This is a genomic window from Bradyrhizobium sp. SZCCHNRI3052, from assembly GCF_032484895.1.
GTDB lineage: Bacteria > Pseudomonadota > Alphaproteobacteria > Rhizobiales > Xanthobacteraceae > Bradyrhizobium.
In genome coordinates this window covers 378704-396647 of record NZ_JAUETW010000001.1, presented here as the reverse complement: position 1 = coordinate 396647, position 17944 = coordinate 378704, and the positions used below count along the sequence as shown (strand labels likewise).

Here is a 17944-nt window from a genome sequence, read left to right as displayed (position 1 = left end):
CCCGAGCTTGGCTTCTTGTCGTTGTTCGCCGCGATGCGGACCAGCCTGAAACATAACCAAGGGATGACGCGCTTGGCTATCTCCACCAGCGCCGGAGATTCATCCCGTGACGCCGCACGCACCACGGCGCCAACGGGCCGACCAAGCGAGAGCCGCCCGTCAGGTCTTTGACTTCATTCCGTAGACATGTTCCGCCGCCGGAAACGCACGGGTACGCACGTCGGCCGCGTAGCGTTCGATCGCCTCGTCGATCGCCGGACCCAGATTGCCGTAGCGGCGGACGAACTTCGGCGCCCGCGGCGACAGGCCGAGCATGTCCTCCAAAACCAGCACCTGACCGTCGCAGGCGGCGCTGGCGCCGATGCCAATGGTGGGGATCGCGATCTGCTGCGTGATCTTGCGCGCCAGCGGCTCGGCCACGGCCTCGATCACCACCGAGAACGCGCCGGCCTGTGCGATCGCCGCAGCGTCGTTCTCGATCGCGGCCCAATCCGCCTCGTCGCGGCCCTGCGCCCGGAACGAGCCGAGCGTGTTGATCGATTGCGGCGTCAGGCCGACATGGCCCATCACCGGGATGCCGCGCTCGCTGAGGAAGGCCACCGTCTCGGCCATCCGCGCCCCGCCCTCGAGCTTGACCGCGCCGCATTGCGTCTCCTTGAGGATCCGCACCGCCGCATGAAACGCCTGCTCCTTCGTGGCCTCGTAGCAGCCGAACGGCATGTCGACCACCACCAGCGCCTGGCGCGAGCCGCGCATCACGGCGCAGCCCTGCAGGATCATCATCTCCAGGGTCACCGGCACGGTGGTCTCGAAACCGTGCATCACATTCCCGAGGGAATCGCCGACCAGGATCACATCGCAATGGCGATCCACCAGCGCCGCGGTATGGGCGTGGTAGGACGTCAGCATCACGATCGGCTCGCCGCCCTTGCGGGCGCGGATCTCGGGAGCCGTCTTGCGCCGGACGGTCGACTGCACCGACATCGCTACCTCCCGATGACAGGAATGCCGAGCACGACGGGATGGAACGCGAAGGCCAGCGCCAGATAGACGACGATGCCGACCACCACCGCGATCACGTCATTGCCAACGCCGCCGACGGGGATCGGCGGGCCGCCGGCGTCGGCGCGGCGCTTCAGCGAGATGCGGTCGAACACCGCCCATGCCAGGATCGAGCCGAACAGGATGATGCCGCCGAGATCGCCATTGGCGAGCAGATGCCCGAACGCCCACAGCTTCACGCCGGCCAGCATCGGATGCTTCAGCACGGTGTAGATGCGGCCGCGGATGTAGGCGGCGACGATCATGATCACCGCCGGCAGCATCAAGGCGAGATTGATGTGCTTGAGCGCCTTCGGCGGCGTCCAGACCTGGATCCAGCCGCCGTCGTGGCGGTACGCGGCAAAGCCCCACACGATCAGGGCGAGGCCGGCAAGGGCCACGACAGTATAGACGAGCTTATACGTGCCCTCGCCCAGCCGCGCGATGACCTTCGCGCGCGCCTCGCGCCGGGTCGTGAACACATGGGCGCCGAGAAACAGCACCAGCCCCACCACCATCACCAGAAGTCCCACGGCGTCCCCCTTCGCTTGCACGCGACCTGTGCGTGGGCATCGGTATCATTTCCGGGGGCCGCCTCGCAACGTGGCGCATTTCAACGTCAGGCACTCCCGCCCGCTCGCCGTCGTTCCGGGGCGGCTCGAAAAGCCGAAGTGGCATGACGGGCTATGCGGTCGGGAGGTGGAGCACAGCGGACGACGCCATCACCGTTCCGACGTGTTCTTCAGATCGCGATTCTCGACATAGCGGATCGCGATCGGCCGGCCGGCGAGCGCACCGCCGAGTCCTTTTGTGAACTTCAGCGGCAGGCAGCCGTCGAGCGAGGCATTGATCGTCTTCAGATAGGTCGCACGCGTGTCGGCCGGGGCGCCTGAGGTCACGAAGGTCACGCGTGGCGGCGCGATCATCTCGCCGGTCCGCTTGAAGCTGAAGCGCACCGTCATCTGCATCCCGGCGCGGGCGCTGTCCTCCGTTGGCGGCGTCCAGCACGCGCGCAGCGCTGCGAACAGATCGCCGATCGTGTCGAGATCGTGATCCGGCTTCTGATATTTGGCTTCCTGATCCTTGGCGGGCCGGCTCTCGATCGTGAGTTGCAGGTTCTGGCCATAGGGATAGTTCATCTCGGGAATACACGGCCACGGCCCGAAGACGCTGCAGAACGACGGCGTGCACGGCTGCTCGTCGAGCACGCTGCACGGCGTGTGCGCGAACGGCACCGGATTGATCTGCTGGCGGCGCGCGTCGGCGGCGGCCGGAGCGGCCACCATCAGCAGGAGGAGCACGACGACACGGAGCATGGGAATCTCGGGCTGGGATGGACTCCAAGCTGGATCCGATCGCGGAATTCGCAAGCTCAATCCCGTTCACGTCTGCGCGTTCCGCGCCGCGAACGGCTCTCGACCGTAACAGCGGAACTCGGCTAGAACACGGCGGGATGCGACAGCAGACGGACGCGACAATGAGCCGCCACAGCGAGACCGTGATCAACGTCATCAACCCGAACATGACGGCGACGATGACCGAATTGATCGCCAAGGCGGCCCAGGCGAGCGCAAGCCCGTCGACGCGGATCGTCGGCCGCACCGCGCGGTTCGGCGCCGCCTCGATCGAGGGCCATTACGACGAGGCGATTGCCACGGTCGGCATGCTCAAGGAGGTCGAGGCCGGAGACGCAGAAGGCTGCCACGCCCATGTGATCGCCTGCTTCGGTGATCCCGGCCTGCTCGCCGCGCGCGAATTGTCGGCTGTGCCGGTGCTCGGCATCGCGGAAGCTGCGATGCATGCGGCGAGCTTCGTCGCCACCCATTTCAGCATCGTGACCACGCTGTCGCGCACCAAGGTGATCGCCGAGCACCTCGTGCGCAATTACGGCATGGAGCAGCATTGCCGCAGGGTGCGCGCGGTCGACGTTGCCGTGCTCGACCTCGACAAGCCCGAAGCCAATGTCCGCGGCACGCTGCTCGGCGAATGCCGGGCGGCGCTGCGCGAGGACGGTATCGGCGCCATCGTGCTCGGCTGCGCCGGCATGGCCGATCTCGCGCACGACCTCTCCACCGAGCTCGGAATTCCCGTGATCGACGGCGTCGCCGCAGCGGTGCGCTTCGCCGAGGCGCTGATCGGACTGGGGCTGAAGACGTCGAAGCACGGCGATCTCGCCTTTCCGCTGCCGAAGGCGCGGACGACGCTCTGACTTCAACTTGTAGCCCGGATGAGCGCAGCCTGCCCACCTGGGGAGTTCCGCAACGACCATCGACGCGCCACATTGGGATCAACCCATGGAGCCGTCGATGCCCGATCTGTCCACCCTCTCCTCACTGTCCTCCGCGCTGGCCGCCGCTGTTGCCGCCGCAGCGCCATCACTGGTCTCGGTCCATTCGCACCGCTCGCGCGCCACCGGCTTCGTCTGGAAGCCGGGCCTCGTCGTCACGGCGGACGAGACGCTTGCCGAGGAGGGCGAGATCGTGCTCGCCTTCGCCGACGGCACGACCCGCCCCGTCACGATCGCCGGGCGTGATCACACCACCGACATCGCCTTGCTCCGCGTCCAAGGCAAGGATGTCGCGGCCGCCTCGCTTGCCGGCGGCGTGCCGCCGCTCGGTGCTCTGGCCATCCTCGTCGCCGCCGATCAGGGCAAGCCGGCCGCGGCGTTGGCGATGGTCTCGCAATCGGCGGGCGCCTGGCGCAGCCTGCGCGGCGGCGACATCGATGCGCGCATCGAGCTCGACACCAGGCTGCGGCACAGCGCCGAAGGCGGTCTCGTGCTCGACGCTGCGGGCCACGCGATCGGAATGGCCGTGCGCGGCCCGCGCCGGACGCTCGTGATACCCGCGGCCACGATCGAACGGGTCGCCAGCAAGCTCGAGACGCATGGTCGCATCGCTCGCGGCTATCTCGGCGCCGGCCTGCAGCCGGTCCGGCTCGACGATGGACTCGGTGCGATGATCATGAGCCTCGACAAGAGCGGCCCGGCCGCGGCCGCCGGCCTGCGCCAGGGTGACGTCATCACCGCTCTTAACAAGGAGCCGTTCAGGGGCATGCGCGCGATGATGCGCGAACTCGGTTCGGACAGCGTCGGCGCCGTCGTCGAGGTCGCAGCGCTGCGTGCCGGCGAGCCGGTGCAGTTCGCCCTGACCATCGGCGAGAGGCCGGCGTGAGCGAGGAGGCGCGCGCGCCGATCAGGATCGCGATCGCGGTCGACGATGCCGAGCTGGCCGACCGGCTGGCGGCGCTGCTCGGCGATGTCACGGGCCTGACGCTGGTCGCGCCCGGCGAGAGCGCCGACGTCGCCGTCGCGCCGTTGCATGGCAGTGATGAGGCGCGCAGCGGCGACGACAGGATCGACGGCCAGACGATCGATGATTTTCAGCTCACCGCGCGCGAGCGCGACGTCCTGGCGCTGATGGCCGAGGGCTGCTCCAACAAGGAGATCGCGCGCAGCCTCGGCATCTCCGTACATACGGCGAAGTTCCACGTCGGCTCGCTGCTCGACAAGCTCGATGCAACGGGCCGGACGGATGCGGTAGCGCATGCGGCGCGACGGGGAATCATCGAGCTGTGAGACCGCAGGCCGGCGCGGCGCGCTTCACGACCTCACGGCGAGCTACTTCCGCAAGCCGCTCATCACGCGCGGCAGCAGCGATGCGGCCAGCATGCGATAGCCCTCCGGGGTCAGATGCACACCGTCGACCTGATGCGGCAGGCCACGGAACATGCCGTTCTCGACCATCACGACCTTGATGCGGCGCTGCGCGGCCTTGGCCAACATGGCGCTGATGCTGCTGGCGCGCTGGTCGCCGACCCCTTTGCGGGCGTCGTTACCGCCGGGCTGCAGCACCAGCACGCGGGTTGATCCATCGACCGCGCTGTCGAAGCGGGACAGCATCCCGGCTGTGGTATCACCGTTGATGCCGGCGTTGGCGACGCTGACCCGAACGCCCTTGCCGTGGAGCATGGCCTCGAGCTGGGCCGGAAAATCCTCGCCGCGATTGACGCCCTTGCCATAGGTGTTGCTGGCGCCCAGCGCGACCACCTCGGCGGCGTCTGCCGCTCCGATCGCCGCGAACGCCAAGCCACACACAGCTAACAGTGCCACCATCTGGCGCCGGACAAGGCGGCCCAAAGATCCCGCTGGCATTTTCTTTTCCCCCCGCTTGGTGTGAGAGGAAGCGTAGCTCACCAGTCGTCTGGTGAAAAGCGCGCGGCGCTACGGGTCTCATCACGCAGCATGCGCCAAGTCGACTGTGGAAGAGTCCTGTTTCTCTCTACCCGTCATTCCGGGGCGCCCGCAGGGCGAGCCCGGAATCCATTGAGCGACAGAACAAGGGGCAAAATGGATTCCGGGCTCATCGCTTCGCGATGCCCCGGAATGACCGGAGAGCAGCAGCGTCAGGCCTTCTTCTTCACGTCCTTGACGTTGGAGAACACGATGCCTTCCGCGCGTTCCTTGGTGTAGCCGAGATAGAACTCGTTCTTGGCCAGGAACACCGGATCGCCGTCGACGTCGTCGGCGACGCCGGAATTGTTGGCGGCGATGAACGCCTCGAGCTTCTTCTTGTCGTCGCACGAGATCCAGCGCGCCAGCGAGAACTCGGAGATCTCGAATTCGACCGGCAGCGAGTACTCGGCATCGAGCCGCGCCTTGAGCACGTCGAGCTGCAGCGGTCCCACCACGCCGACCAGCGCCGGCGCACCGTCACGCGGGCGGAACACCTGCACGACGCCCTCCTCCGACATCTGCTGCAAGGCTTCCTTCAGCTTCTTCGCCTTCATCGCATCGGTGAGGCGGACGCGGCGGACGATTTCCGGGGCAAAGCTCGGCACGCCGACGAAGGTGAGATCCTCGCCCTCGGTCAGGGTGTCGCCGATGCGCAAGCTGCCATGGTTGGGAATGCCGACGACGTCGCCGGCGAAAGCCTCGTCCGCCACCGAGCGGTCCTGGGCGAAGAAGAATTGCGGGCTCGACAGCGGCATGGTCTTGCCGGTGCGTACCAGCTTCGCCTTCATGCCGCGGTTGAGCTTGCCCGAGCACAGCCGCGCGAACGCGATGCGGTCGCGGTGGTTGGGGTCCATATTCGCCTGGATCTTGAACACGAAGGCGCTCATGCGCGGCTCGGCGGCGTCGACCTTGCGCAGGTTCGACTCCTGCGCGCGCGGCGACGGCGCGTAGCGGCCGAGGCCTTCGAGCAGATCGCCGACGCCGAAATTGCGCAGCGCGCTGCCGAAATAGACGGGCGTCAGGTGGCCCTCGCGGAATGCCTCGAGGTCGAACGGCTTGCAGGCTTCCTTGACCAGCTCCAGCTCGTCGGTGATCTGACTCATGTCGAGATTGGCGTTGATCTTGCCGAGCTCGGCGATGTCGATCTGCTGCGCCGCGCCGGTCTTGGCGCCGCCGCCTTCGAGCAGGCGCACGCCGCCGTCGCGGATGTCATAGGTGCCGATGAAGTCGCGGCCGCGGCCCACGGGCCAGGTCATCGGCGTGGTGTCGAGCGCCAACGTCTTCTCGATCTCGTCCAGCAGATCGAAGGTGTCGCGGCTCTCGCGGTCCATCTTGTTGATGAAGGTGATGATCGGGATGTCGCGGAGGCGGCAGACCTCGAACAGCTTGCGCGTGCGCGCCTCGATGCCCTTGGCGGCGTCGATCACCATGACGGCCGAGTCGACCGCGGTCAGCGTGCGATAGGTGTCTTCGGAAAAGTCCTCGTGGCCCGGCGTGTCCAGCAGGTTGAAGACGAGCCCTTCGAACTCGAAGGTCATCACCGAGGTGACGACCGAGATGCCGCGCTCGCGCTCGATCTTCATCCAGTCCGAGCGGGTGTTGCGGCGCTCGCCCTTGGCCTTGACCTGGCCGGCGAGGTTGATGGCGCCGCCGAACAGCAGCAGCTTCTCGGTCAGCGTCGTCTTGCCGGCGTCCGGGTGCGAGATGATGGCGAAGGTGCGCCGGCGCGCGACCTCGTCGGAGAGCGCGGAGCGGGACGGCTGTTCGGTCGTCAAACTTGTATCGGACATGAGGCGGCGGACGTCGTTTCGGGGCCAGAGAGCGGGCGATTTGATGGGAAAGGCGCGGGATCACGGCCGCCGCGCGCCCTCCATATAGGCGTTTTGCACCGCAACTCCAACCGGCGAGTTGCCCCCTCGCCCGCCCCGGATCAGTGCCGGAGCACCGACACCAGCCAGAACGTCAGCGCCGAGACGATGGCCGAGGCCGGAATCGTGAAGATCCAGGCATAGACGATCGATCCGGCCACGTTCCAGCGCACCGCCGAGGCACGGCGAGCGGCGCCGACGCCGACGATGGCGCCGGTGATGGTGTGGGTGGTCGACACCGGCACGCCGAGGAACGTCGCCAGGAACAGCGTGATGGCGCCGCCGGTCTCGGCGCAGAAGCCCTGCATCGGGTTGAGCTTGGTGATGCGCAGGCCCATGGTGCGGACGATGCGCCAGCCGCCCATCAGGGTGCCAAGCGCCATCGCCGCCTGGCACGACAGCACGACCCAGAACGGCACCGTGAACTGCTCGCCGAGATGGCCCTGCGAGTACAACAGCACGGCGATGATGCCCATCGTCTTCTGCGCGTCGTTGCCGCCATGGCCGAGCGAATAGAGCGAGGCCGAAGCGAATTGCAGGATGCGGAAGGCGCGGTCGACCGCGAACGGCGTCGAGCGCACCGAGGCCCAGGACACGATCGCGACCAGGATCATCGCCAGCACCAGCCCGACCAGCGGCGACAGCACGATCGCCAGCACGGTCTTGGACAGGCCGCTCCAGACGGTGGCCGAGATGCCGGCCTTGGCGACCCCTGCCCCGACCAGCCCGCCGATCAGCGCGTGCGAGCTCGACGACGGAATGCCGGCCGCCCAGGTGACGAGGTTCCAGACGATGGCGCCGACCAGCGCAGCGAAGATCACCTGCGCGTCGACGATCGCGGGATCGATGATGCCGGTGCCGATGGTCTGGGCGACGTGGAGGCCGAACACGCCGAACGCCACGAAGTTGAAGAATGCGGCCCAGAACACCGCATATTGCGGCCGGAGCACGCGGGTCGAAACGATGGTCGCGATCGAGTTGGCGGCGTCGTGCAGGCCGTTGAGGAAATCGAAGGCGAGTGCGACGGCGATGAGGCCGACCAGGATCGGAAGGCCGAGTTGAGCGTCCACGGCGCGGCCCTACCCTAGACCTGTTCGATCATGATCGAATTGATCTCGTTGGCGACGTCGTCGAAGCGGTCGGCGACCTTCTCCAGATGGTCATAGATCTCGGCGCCGACGATGAAGTCCATCGTGTTGGCGTTGCGGTGCTTGAGGAACAGCTCCTTCAGCCCGATGTCGTGGAGATCGTCGACCCGTCCCTCGAGCTTGGTCATCTCCTCGGTGATCGCGGTGATCATCGGCACGTTCTGGCCGATCGCCTGCAACAGCGGCAACGCCTTTCCGATCAGGTTGGCGCAGTCGACCAGCAAGGTGCCCATCTCGCGCATGGTCGGCTCGAACTCCTTGACCTCGAACAGCACCACGGCCTTGGCGGTCTGCTGCATCTGGTCGATGGCGTCGTCCATCGAGGTGATCAGGTTCTTGATGTCGCCGCGGTCGAACGGGGTGATGAAAGTGCGGCGGACAGCGGTCAGCACTTCGCGGGTGATGTTGTCGGCCTCGTTCTCGAGCTGGCTGACGCGCTGGCAATGCCTGAGGATGTCGTCGCCGCCCTGCAGCATGTCCTGCAGCGCATGGGCGCCTTGAATCACCACCTTGTTGTGGCGGGCGAACAAATCGAAAAACCGCTCCTCCCGCGGGAGGACGGCGCGAAACCAGTGCAGCATGGGACGAGATCCATCCATTCCGAAACGGGCCAGGGCCGGCCCGTCACAGAACTGTCATACTCCGGATCGCGCACCAGCAGAAGCGGTGGCCGGATCATCCACCGCTTTCTGCCCTTTCGACGATCTCTTTTCAGATCAATTACTTAGAGGGATCGCTTGAACAGATGGGCGATTTCCCCGACGACGCCGCGGCGGAAGGTGAGCACGCAGGCGACGAAGATCACGCCCTGGATCACCGTCACCCACTGGCCGAACCCGGACAGATATTGCTGCATGCCGACGATCACGAACGCGCCGACGACGGGGCCGAACACGGTGCCGAGCCCACCGACCAGGGTCATGAGCACGATCTGGCCGGACATCCCGACCTCGACGTCGGTCAGCGAGGCATTCTGGGCGACGAACACCTTCAGCGCACCGGCGAGGCCCGCCAGCGTCCCCGACAGGATGAAGGCGAGCAGCTTGTAATGGTCGGTCTTGTAGCCCAGCGAGATCGCGCGCTGCTCGTTCTCACGGATCGATTTCAGCACCTCGCCGAACGGCGAGTTGATGGTGCGGAAGATCAGCAGGAAGCCGGCGAGGAAGCCGACCAGCACGACGTAATAGAGCACCGTCGGCTTGGACAGGTCGAGGATGCCGAACATCCGGCCCTGCGGAATGCCCTGGATGCCGTCCTCGCCATGGGTGAACGGCGCCTGCAGATAGATGAAGTACAGGAGCTGCGACAGCGCCAGGGTGATCATCGCGAAATAGATGCCCTGGCGTCGGATCGAGATGTAGCCGGTGATCACCGACAGGACGAACGATCCGGCGACGCCCGTCAGGATGCCGAGCTCGGGCGGCAGCCCCCACACCTTCAGCGCGTGGGCACTGCAATAGCCGGCCGTTCCCAGGAACATCGCATGGCCGAACGACAGCAGGCCGCCATAGCCGATCAGGAGGTTGAAGGCGCAGGCCAGCAGCGCGAAGCACAGCGCCTGCATGACGAAGAACGGGTACAGCCCGGTCCACGGCACGATCGCCAGCAGCGCTGTCATGATGACGAACACGATCATCTCGTCGCGCATCGCGCGCGGGGTGATCGGCAGGGTTGCGTCGGTGATGGATGTCATGTCAGGCCGCCCGTCCGGTCAGACCCGTCGGCTTCACCAGCAGCACCAGGACCATCAGAACGAAGACCACGGTGTTGGAAGCCTCGGGATAGAAATATTTGGTCAGTCCCTCAATCACGCCGAGCAGGAAGCCGGTGATGATCGAGCCCATGATCGAACCCATGCCGCCGATCACGACCACCGCGAACACCACGATGATGATGTGCTCGCCCATCAGCGGCCGCACCTGGTTGATCGGCGCCGACAACACGCCGGCCAGCGCCGCGAGCCCGACGCCGAGGCCGTAGGTCAGCGTGATCATGCGCGGCACGTTGATGCCGAACGCCCGCACCAATGTCGGATTCTCGGTGGCCGCGCGCAGGTAGGCGCCGAGCCGGGTCCGCTCGATCAGGAACCAGGTCGCCAGACAGACGACCAGGGAGAATATGACGACCCAGCCGCGATAGACCGGCAGATACATGAAGCCGAGGTTCATGCCGCCGCGGAGCTGATCCGGGATCGCATAAGGCAGGCCGGACGAGCCGAAGAAGTTCTGGAACACGCCCTGGATGATCAGCGCCAGTCCGAACGTCAGAAGCAGTCCGTAGAGATGGTCGAGCCCGGCAATCCATTGCAGCATGGTGCGCTCGAGGACCATGCCAAAGATGCCGACGATGATCGGCGCCAGCAGCAGCGCCCACCAATAATTGATGCCGCCGAGGTTCAGCAGAAAATAGGCGCAGAACGCGCCCATCATGTAGAGCGCGCCATGGGCGAAATTGATGATGTTGAGCATGCCGAAGATGACGGCAAGCCCGAGACTGAGCAGCGCGTAGAACGAGCCGTTGATCAGTCCGACCAGGAGCTGTGCGTAGAGGGCCTGCATCGTCTTGTTTCTGTTTTCTCTCGGCGTTTCCCAGAAGATGGCGGCCCCGGCGACGTTCAGCCGCCGGAGCCACAGCGGTTCATTTCTTCAACAAGGCGCACGCGCTCTTGTCGAGCGGCGTGAAGGCCTGGTCGCCCGGTACCGAGCCGACCAGCTTGTAGAGATCCCACGGGCCCTTGGACTCCGAGGGCTTCTTGACCTCGAACAGATGGGCGGTGTGGATGGTGCGGCCGTTCGGCTGGATCTCGCCCTTGCCGAACAGCGCATCGTCGGTCGGGATCGACTTCATCTTGTCGACGATCTTGACGCCGTCATGCGGGTTCTCGCCGAGCGCCTCCAGCGCCTTGAAGTAATGCATCAAGCCGGCATAGACGCCCGCCTGCACCATGGTCGGCGGCGCGCCGTTCTTCATCCGCTTGGCGAACCGCTCGGAGAAGGCGCGGGTCTGGTCGTTCATGTCCCAGTAGAAGGTCTCGGTGAAGTTGAGGCCCTGCGCGATGTCGAGCCCGATCGACTTGACGTCGGTCAGGAACAACAGCAGCGCGGCAAGCTTCTGGCCGCCCTTATTGATGCCGAACTCGGCCGCCTGCTTGATCGTATTGGTGGTATCGCCGCCGGCATTGGCGAGGCCGATGACCTTGGCGTTCGACGACTGCGCCTGCAGCAGGAAGGAGGAGAAGTCGGAGGTGTTGAGCGGATGCTTGACGCCGCCGATCACCTTGCCGCCATTGGCGGTCACGACCGCCGTGGTATCGCGCTCCAGCGCGGCGCCGAAGGCGTAGTCTGCCGTCAGGAAGAACCAGGTCGAGCCGCCCGCCTTGACCAGCGCCTGGCCGGTGGTGTGCGCGAGCATGTAGGTGTCGTAGGTCCAGTGCACCGTGTTGGGCGAGCACTGCGCGTTGGTGAGATCCGAGGTCGCAGCGCCCGAATTGATGTAGACGCCGTTCTTTTCCTTGACGACGTTGTTCACCGCCAGCGCCACGCCCGAGTTCGGCACGTCGACGATGACGTCGACCTTGTCGACGTCGAACCACTGCCGCGCGATCGAGGTGCCAATATCCGGCTTGTTCTGGTGATCGCCGGAGATGACGTCGATCTTCCAGCCCTTCGCGGTGAGGCCGGAATCCTCGATCGCCAGCTGCGCTGCGAGCGTCGAGCCGGGACCGCCGAGATCGGCATAAAGACCCGACTGATCGGACAGCGCGCCGATCTTGACGGTCTTGTCGCCGGCCGAAGCGACGCTGCCAGCGGCGAGAGTGAGTGCCGTTCCCAGCAGCAGCGACGCGATGAATTTGCTCTTCATTTCCAACTTCCAGAACTTTCCAAGAAAACTGCCAAGAGAACTGCCAAGAGATTCTACCAAGAAAACCGCGAGAAAACCGCGGAAGGAACTGCCAGGTCAGCGCCGCTGGCGCTGGTCAGACGCCGAGATAAGTATGCAGCTTGTCCATGTTGGCCGACAGATCGGCATTGGCGAAGCCGTCGATGACCTTGCCGTGCTCGACGACGTAGTAGCGATCAGCGACCGTCGAGGCGAAACGGAAGTTCTGCTCGACGAGGAGAATCGTGAAGCCTTCCTTCTTCAGCCGCGCGATGGTGTGGCCGATCTGCTGGATGATCACGGGCGCGAGACCCTCGGTCGGCTCGTCCAGCATCAGGAAGCTGGCACCGGTGCGCAGGATGCGCGCGATCGCCAGCATCTGCTGCTCGCCGCCGGAAAGCTTGGTGCCCTGGCTCTTCAGCCGCTCCTTCAGATTCGGAAACAGCTCGAAGATCTGGTCGAGCGTCAGCCCGCCCGGCCGCACAACCGGCGGCAGCAGCAGGTTCTCGCGGACATCGAGGCTCGCGAAGATGCCGCGCTCCTCCGGGCACAGCGCGATGCCGAGCCGCGCGATCTTGTCGGAGGTCATGCGGATCAGCTGCTGGCCGTTGAACTGGACCGAGCCGGTGCGCTTGCCGATGATCCCCATGATCGACTTCAGGGTCGTGGTCTTGCCGGCGCCGTTGCGCCCGAGCAGGGTGACGACCTCGCCGGCATTCACGTTGAAGTTCATGCCGTGGAGAATGTGGGATTCGCCGTACCAGCTCTCGAGGTTGTTGACGTCGAGAATGGTGCTGGTCGCAGCCGCCTGCCCTGGCTTCGTGGCCGTCATCACCTCAGGCATGTCCGGCTCCCAGATAGGCTTCCTTGACGCGCTCGTCCTTGGAGAGCTCAGAATACGGCCCTTCCGTCAGCACCTGCCCGCGCGTCAGCACGGTGATGGTGTCGGAGAGGTTGGCGACGACGCTGAGATTATGCTCGACCATCAGGATCGTGTATTTGGCGGAGATGCGCTTGATCAGCGCGGCGATCTTGTCGATGTCCTCATGGCCCATGCCGGCCATCGGCTCGTCCAGCAGCATCATCTCCGGATCGAGCGCCAGCGTGGTCGCGATCTCCAGCGCACGCTTGCGCCCATAGGGCATTTCGACTGCCGGAATATTGGCGAACTCGCTGAGACCGACGTCGTCGAGCAGCTCGAGCGCCCGGCTGTTGAAGCGGTTCAGAACGCTCTTGGAGCGCCAGAAATCGAACGACGAGCCATGCTGGCGCTGCAGGGCGACGCGGACGTTCTCCAGCGCCGTCATATGCGGAAACACCGCCGAGATCTGGAACGAGCGGACTAGGCCAAGACGCGCCACGTCGGCCGGCGCCGTCGCCGTAATGTCCTGACCCTTATAGAGAATCTTGCCGGCCGACGGCGTCAGGAACTTCGTCAGCAGGTTGAAGCACGTGGTCTTGCCGGCCCCGTTCGGGCCGATCAGCGCGTGAATGGTGCCCCGGCGGATCTTGAGCGAAACATCGCGAACGGCAAAAAATCCCGCGAATTCCTTCGTCAATCCGTGGGTCTCGAGAATGAACTCGTCAGCCAAAGATTCCCCCCAAGCCGGCGCCGTCAGCGCCTGGCCCTCGCTTCTTCCTGTACGGCGGCTCTGCCGGACGGCTGGACGATTCCTCGTCGCCACCCGCGACCGCTTCGCGCCGGAATATGCCGTCAATCGAGGGAGTTAGGCAAGGCGGAAAGCTGGGCAACGACGTCGCAAGGCGGCCGGCGGACCTTGCGTTGAAATCGGCCGGTATTTCCCGCTGACATAGAAAATCATACCACCGGCATTTTCCTGCACGCGCGCGGCGATCGCAGCTCCAACTACTTCGCAGCCTTCACGTCCTTTGCGTAGAGATCCGGCTTGAAGCCCACCACGCGGCGGCCGCCGAGATCGAGCACCGGGCGTTTGATCATCGAAGGCTGCGCCAGCATGAGCGCGATCGCCTTGCTCTCGGTGAGTCCGTTCTTGTCTGCGTCGGGCAACTTCTTGAACGTCGTCCCGGCGCGATTGAGCAGCACCTCCCAGCCGAGCTCGTCGCTCCATGCCTTGAGTTTAGCTTTGTCGATTCCGGCGGTCTTGTAGTCGTGGAATTCGTAAGCGACGCCGTGATCGTCGAGCCAGGCCCGCGCCTTCTTCATCGTGTCGCAGTTCTTGATTCCGTAGATCGTGATGCTCATGCCCCGCGTCCTCAAACAATCGTGTCCGACCGCGGCGGATGTCCCGCGTTGCGACAATCGGCGGTGCATTTTGCAGCGCGATTCACCCGCTTTTGATTCAGCCGATGCCGCACGTTCCGCGGTCGGAATTCGCTCCGACCTTTGCCACGAAACTGTCGGCTGAGCATTACATTTTCTTCGCATCCCCGGCGTATCTGGCGCACGAACAGGAGACCGCGAATGGGCAAGATCATGGTCCGTTGTCAGCAGACCGGCCGCAGCATCGAGACAGGGATGGAAATGGACGCCGCGCGCTTTCAGCGCATGCCCGTGTTCTTCTCGCGCGCCTACTGCCCGCACTGCCGCATCTACCATGAATGGTTCGCCGCCCATGCCTGGGTCGAGGAGACGCGCGAGCGCATTGCACTGGCGTGACCGCACAGAATAATGGATGCCACGCGCAACGCATCTCCACACGCCGTCAGGACAGCAGCGCGGCGATATCCTCCTCCGTCAGCGCCTTGCCGACATTGCCCTCGCGATCGAACAGTGAATCGGCCAGCGCCTGCTTGCGCTCACCGATCTTCTCCTCGATCGTCCCGGCGGCGACCAACCGATAGACGAAGACCGTCTTGTCCTGGCCGATGCGGTGGGCTCGATCGATCGCCTGCTCCTCCACTGCGGATTCCACCAGGGGTGGTAGATGATGACGGTGTCGGTCGCCGCAGGTTCAGCCCGCCGCCGGCCTTGAGGCTGGTCAGGAATACCGGGCTGTCGCCCTTCTGGAACGCCGTGATCGCACGCTTGCGATCGCGCGTATCGCTTGTCAGCCCCCGTCCATCGGATCGCTCTTCAGCGGCTTGTCGGAATCCCCCGGCATCAGGCAGGGATAGAGCTCGCTGAACGTGAATTCCGCCCCGCCGTCGGCGCGATCGAAACGCAGCACCACATCGAAGCGTTTGCCGGACCAGTGGGTCGGTAACTGGTCTTCATTGCTCACCGGCAGCCGTGGCAGGATGTCGGAGATGATCGCCTTGTGCTCCCACGCCACCAGCGCGGTGCCGGACAGCGATAGCAGGGCTTCGACCAGCGCCGCCTCCTGCCCCTTCGCAAAGGACGTGTTCGGCTTGTCGAGGCCGACGCGCGCAGCCAAATCGAGCACCGTCTCATAGGGCCGGCGGCTCGGGTCGGAGCCGTTCTCGGTGCTGTCGGGATCGGCGGCATAGACCGCCTGCGGTGTCGGATAATCCGTGCCGCCCAGTCCGCTGCCGAACAGCGCCGTCCAGGCCCCTGCCCGCTCCCAGCCGAAGATCACCAGCGACTTCGAGTCCGGCTTGCCCTCGTGGGTCAGGCCCGGGCCTGTCGCGTCGCCATCGGGCTTCTCGGCATGGCGGATGATCAGCAGCGTCAGCGCGTTCATCGGCAAACCTCTCAGGTGGCATCATACATCCATCACACGCAATTGCTACTTGAGATTGCAATCGCGAGAACGCATCATGGCGTTTTTCCAACCAGGATTCATTTCAGATGAGCATGGGATTGCGACAGACCCGCCGGACATTCCTGGCGACGGCCGCGGTGGCGGCAGCCAGCACGGTCATCTCGCCGAGGCCGAGCCGCGCCGCCGCGAAATATCGCCGCCACAGCGTCACCAGCGCGGAAGGCCAGAAGATGCTGGCGAGCTACGCCAAAGGCGTCGCCGCCATGCTGCAGCTCCCCGCAAACCATCCGCAGAACTGGTTCCGCAACGCGTTCATCCACCTGATGGACTGCCCGCACGGCAATTGGTGGTTCTACGTCTGGCATCGCGGCTATCTCGGCTATTTCGAGCAATCGATCCGCGCGCTCAGCGGCGACGACGATTTCGCGCTGCCCTATTGGGACTGGACCGAGCTGCCGGAAATTCCCGCCGGCATGTTCGACGGCGCCCTGACGCCGACCGACAAGGCGTATCAGCCGTTCACCGCGAATCTCGCGGTCTTCACCGCGTTGATCAAGCCGGCGCTGACCGATTACTGGAACGGCCTGTCGAAGGATCAGCGCGGCCAGCTCGAGATTCGCGGCTACAAGTCGATCGACGATCTCTGGAACGACGTCACCGGCTTCTCGCCCTCCGCCAACGCCGGCATCTCGGGCAACGAGGCGTTCGCGACCACTTGCGCCTCACGCTATCTGTCGCGCGACAATCCGAAGCTCGACGCCAAGACCGCCTACGACGTCTCGCCCTTCGTGATCATGGCGGGCCTGCTGCCGACCGACTTCTACAACGTCGACAACTATCTGAGCTTCACCAGCTCGAAGACCGCCTCACACAACAACCAGCCGAACGGCGCGACCAAGTTCTCGACCTTGGAAGGCCTGCCGCACAACAAGGTCCACAACTACATCGGCGGCGTCGGTCCGCTCGATCCCGGCCCCTACGGCAACATGACCAACTTCCTGTCGCCGGTCGATCCGATCTTCTTCCTGCACCATTCGAACATGGACCGGCTCTGGGATGTCTGGACGCGCAAGCAGCAGCGGCTCAAGCTGCCCTATCTGCCGCAGGGCGCCGACCTGAAGACGTTCTCCGACGAGCCGTTCCTGTTCTACGCCGACGGCAAGGGCGGCTATGTCGGCCCCAGCAAGGCCGGCGACTACATCTCGACCGACCGCTTCGACTACGACTATGCGCCGGGCTTCGGCGAGGACATCGTCAATCCGCCCGCGGTCGCCGCGGCGCCGCAGGCCAAGCCGCAGCAGGGCTCGGTCAAGGCCAACGTGGGCACGGTGAGGATCCCTGGCGATGCGCTCGAAGCGCATCTGGCGGCAGCGCGGCCGCAGCCGCTGATGGCGCAGATCACGCTGCCTCGCCCGAGCGGCTATTCGACCGTGCGCGAATTCGACGTCCTGGTCAACGCGCCCGCCAACGTCAGCAACGTCACGGCTGACAGCCCCTATTATGCAGGCACCATCGCCTTTTTCGGATCGATGATGCCGGGCATGGCCATGACCACCGATGCGAGTTTCGCGGTGCCGCTGCCGACGAAGCAGGAGGCCTTCTCCGCCCTGCGGGCCGCGCCCAACCAGCCGCTGAGCATCCGCGTCGTGCCCTCGGGCGGCGTCGGCACCGCGCCGACGCTGAAAGCGCTCTCGGTCGGACCGCTGCGCCGATGAACGGCAGGCGCGCCGTGCTGCGGACCTGCGCCGTGCTGCTCTGTGCCGTGCTGCGGCCGACCTCGTCCTTGGCCGCGGAGCCGTTCAGAGCCGTCGATCTGGTCGTGCCGCGGCCACTGGATGCGAGCGAGGCTCCCGTCGTCGAGATCAGCCTGGGCGCACTGGGGCGAGGCCAGGAGGTGACGGTGACGACGGCGTCCGGGATGCCGCTCGGGACCATCTCGCCATTCGGCCTTCGCACTGGCGCGGAGGCCGGCACCTACGCGCTTCCGGTGCCGAAGGAGGCGATCAAGAGTGGACGCCTGTCGATCCGTCTCAGCATCAGCCAACCCGGCGGCAGCCGCGCGCCGACGCCGCAGGAGGTTCGCGGCATCACGCTCAGGCTTGCTCCGCGGCCATGATCCGTCGTCTGCGC

20 protein-coding genes and 1 pseudogene are annotated in these 17944 nt (G+C 65.3%); 6 read left to right on the top strand and 15 right to left on the bottom strand.

The window, feature by feature from the left end; all coding sequences use genetic code 11:
- Positions 1–159: 159 nt before the first annotated feature.
- The 3 genes from panB to QW887_RS01835 form a co-directional block, all read right to left on the bottom strand.
- Positions 160–984, bottom strand: coding sequence for a 3-methyl-2-oxobutanoate hydroxymethyltransferase (gene panB, locus QW887_RS01845; RefSeq protein ID WP_315749907.1), 825 nt, complete (start codon positions 982–984; stop codon positions 160–162).
- Positions 985–986: 2 nt separating this feature from the next.
- Complete coding sequence (locus QW887_RS01840; protein ID WP_316170390.1) at positions 987–1574, bottom strand: NnrU family protein; 588 nt, start codon at positions 1572–1574, stop codon at positions 987–989.
- Between the two features lie 189 nt (positions 1575–1763).
- Entirely contained in the window at positions 1764–2357 is a 594-nt protein-coding gene (locus QW887_RS01835; RefSeq protein ID WP_316173848.1) for a hypothetical protein, read from the bottom strand.
- 161 nt (positions 2358–2518) lie between these two features.
- On the opposite strand from QW887_RS01835, the gene QW887_RS01830 reads away from it, so the two are divergent.
- The 3 genes from QW887_RS01830 to QW887_RS01820 all read left to right on the top strand — a co-directional run bounded on the left by QW887_RS01830 (position 2519) and on the right by QW887_RS01820 (position 4618).
- Positions 2519–3250: an aspartate/glutamate racemase family protein gene (locus tag QW887_RS01830; protein ID WP_316173850.1), complete on the top strand. Its 732-nt coding sequence runs from the start codon at positions 2519–2521 to the stop codon at positions 3248–3250.
- Positions 3251–3347: 97 nt separating this feature from the next.
- Positions 3348–4214 (top strand): S1C family serine protease, encoded by an 867-nt coding sequence (locus QW887_RS01825; RefSeq protein WP_315712488.1) that lies wholly within the window; start codon positions 3348–3350, stop codon positions 4212–4214.
- The gene (locus tag QW887_RS01820) at positions 4211–4618 is read left to right on the top strand and encodes a helix-turn-helix transcriptional regulator (protein ID WP_316173852.1); all 408 of its coding nucleotides are present in this window, start codon (positions 4211–4213) and stop codon (positions 4616–4618) included. The genes QW887_RS01825 and QW887_RS01820 overlap by 4 nt, the downstream gene beginning before the upstream one ends.
- Before the next feature lie 42 nt (positions 4619–4660).
- Here QW887_RS01820 and QW887_RS01815 read toward each other — a convergent pair whose 3' ends face one another.
- From QW887_RS01815 to QW887_RS01770, 10 genes are all read right to left on the bottom strand, one after another.
- Positions 4661–5236 carry a GDSL-type esterase/lipase family protein gene (locus QW887_RS01815; protein WP_316173854.1) on the bottom strand — a complete coding sequence of 192 codons (576 nt, stop codon included), beginning with the start codon at positions 5234–5236 and terminating at the stop codon, positions 4661–4663.
- A 209-nt stretch (positions 5237–5445) separates the two neighbouring features.
- Complete coding sequence (locus QW887_RS01810; RefSeq protein ID WP_315749901.1) at positions 5446–7065, bottom strand: peptide chain release factor 3; 1620 nt, start codon at positions 7063–7065, stop codon at positions 5446–5448.
- A 140-nt stretch (positions 7066–7205) separates the two neighbouring features.
- Positions 7206–8213 carry an anion permease gene (locus tag QW887_RS01805; protein ID WP_315712493.1) on the bottom strand — a complete coding sequence of 336 codons (1008 nt, stop codon included), beginning with the start codon at positions 8211–8213 and terminating at the stop codon, positions 7206–7208.
- A 14-nt stretch (positions 8214–8227) separates the two neighbouring features.
- Positions 8228–8872: a DUF47 domain-containing protein gene (locus QW887_RS01800; protein WP_315712494.1), complete on the bottom strand. Its 645-nt coding sequence runs from the start codon at positions 8870–8872 to the stop codon at positions 8228–8230.
- 143 nt (positions 8873–9015) lie between these two features.
- A complete protein-coding gene (locus QW887_RS01795) occupies positions 9016–9984 on the bottom strand; it encodes a branched-chain amino acid ABC transporter permease (RefSeq protein WP_315712495.1) in 969 nt (322 codons plus the stop codon).
- Between the two features lies 1 nt (position 9985).
- A complete protein-coding gene (locus QW887_RS01790; protein ID WP_315712496.1) occupies positions 9986–10849 on the bottom strand; it encodes a branched-chain amino acid ABC transporter permease in 864 nt (287 codons plus the stop codon).
- A 79-nt stretch (positions 10850–10928) separates the two neighbouring features.
- Positions 10929–12152 carry an ABC transporter substrate-binding protein gene (locus tag QW887_RS01785; RefSeq protein WP_316173856.1) on the bottom strand — a complete coding sequence of 408 codons (1224 nt, stop codon included), beginning with the start codon at positions 12150–12152 and terminating at the stop codon, positions 10929–10931.
- 115 nt (positions 12153–12267) lie between these two features.
- Positions 12268–13014 (bottom strand): ABC transporter ATP-binding protein, encoded by a 747-nt coding sequence (locus QW887_RS01780; protein ID WP_315712498.1) that lies wholly within the window; start codon positions 13012–13014, stop codon positions 12268–12270.
- Entirely contained in the window at positions 13007–13762 is a 756-nt protein-coding gene (locus QW887_RS01775; RefSeq protein WP_315712499.1) for an ABC transporter ATP-binding protein, read from the bottom strand. The genes QW887_RS01780 and QW887_RS01775 overlap by 8 nt, the downstream gene beginning before the upstream one ends.
- 275 nt (positions 13763–14037) lie before the next feature.
- Positions 14038–14394 (bottom strand): ArsC family reductase, encoded by a 357-nt coding sequence (locus QW887_RS01770; protein ID WP_315712500.1) that lies wholly within the window; start codon positions 14392–14394, stop codon positions 14038–14040.
- Positions 14395–14613: 219 nt separating this feature from the next.
- Between QW887_RS01770 and QW887_RS01765 the strand changes: the two genes are divergently transcribed.
- The gene (locus QW887_RS01765) at positions 14614–14808 is read left to right on the top strand and encodes a hypothetical protein (protein ID WP_316173857.1); all 195 of its coding nucleotides are present in this window, start codon (positions 14614–14616) and stop codon (positions 14806–14808) included.
- Between the two features lie 46 nt (positions 14809–14854).
- On the opposite strand, the pseudogene QW887_RS01760 reads toward QW887_RS01765, so the two are convergent.
- Together QW887_RS01760 and QW887_RS01755 are read right to left on the bottom strand one after the other, a co-directional pair.
- A pseudogene (locus QW887_RS01760) lies at positions 14855–15203 on the bottom strand (helicase-related protein); the annotation flags it as partial.
- Positions 15200–15793, bottom strand: coding sequence for a histidine phosphatase family protein (locus tag QW887_RS01755; RefSeq protein WP_316194108.1), 594 nt, complete (start codon positions 15791–15793; stop codon positions 15200–15202). The pseudogene QW887_RS01760 and the gene QW887_RS01755, both read right to left, overlap by 4 nt.
- Before the next feature lie 107 nt (positions 15794–15900).
- Between QW887_RS01755 and QW887_RS01750 the strand changes: the two genes are divergently transcribed.
- A complete protein-coding gene (locus tag QW887_RS01750) occupies positions 15901–17529 on the top strand; it encodes a tyrosinase family protein (RefSeq protein ID WP_316194107.1) in 1629 nt (542 codons plus the stop codon).
- Complete coding sequence (locus tag QW887_RS01745; RefSeq protein WP_316194106.1) at positions 17526–17930, top strand: hypothetical protein; 405 nt, start codon at positions 17526–17528, stop codon at positions 17928–17930. The genes QW887_RS01750 and QW887_RS01745 overlap by 4 nt, the downstream gene beginning before the upstream one ends.
- Positions 17931–17944: the final 14 nt, after the last annotated feature.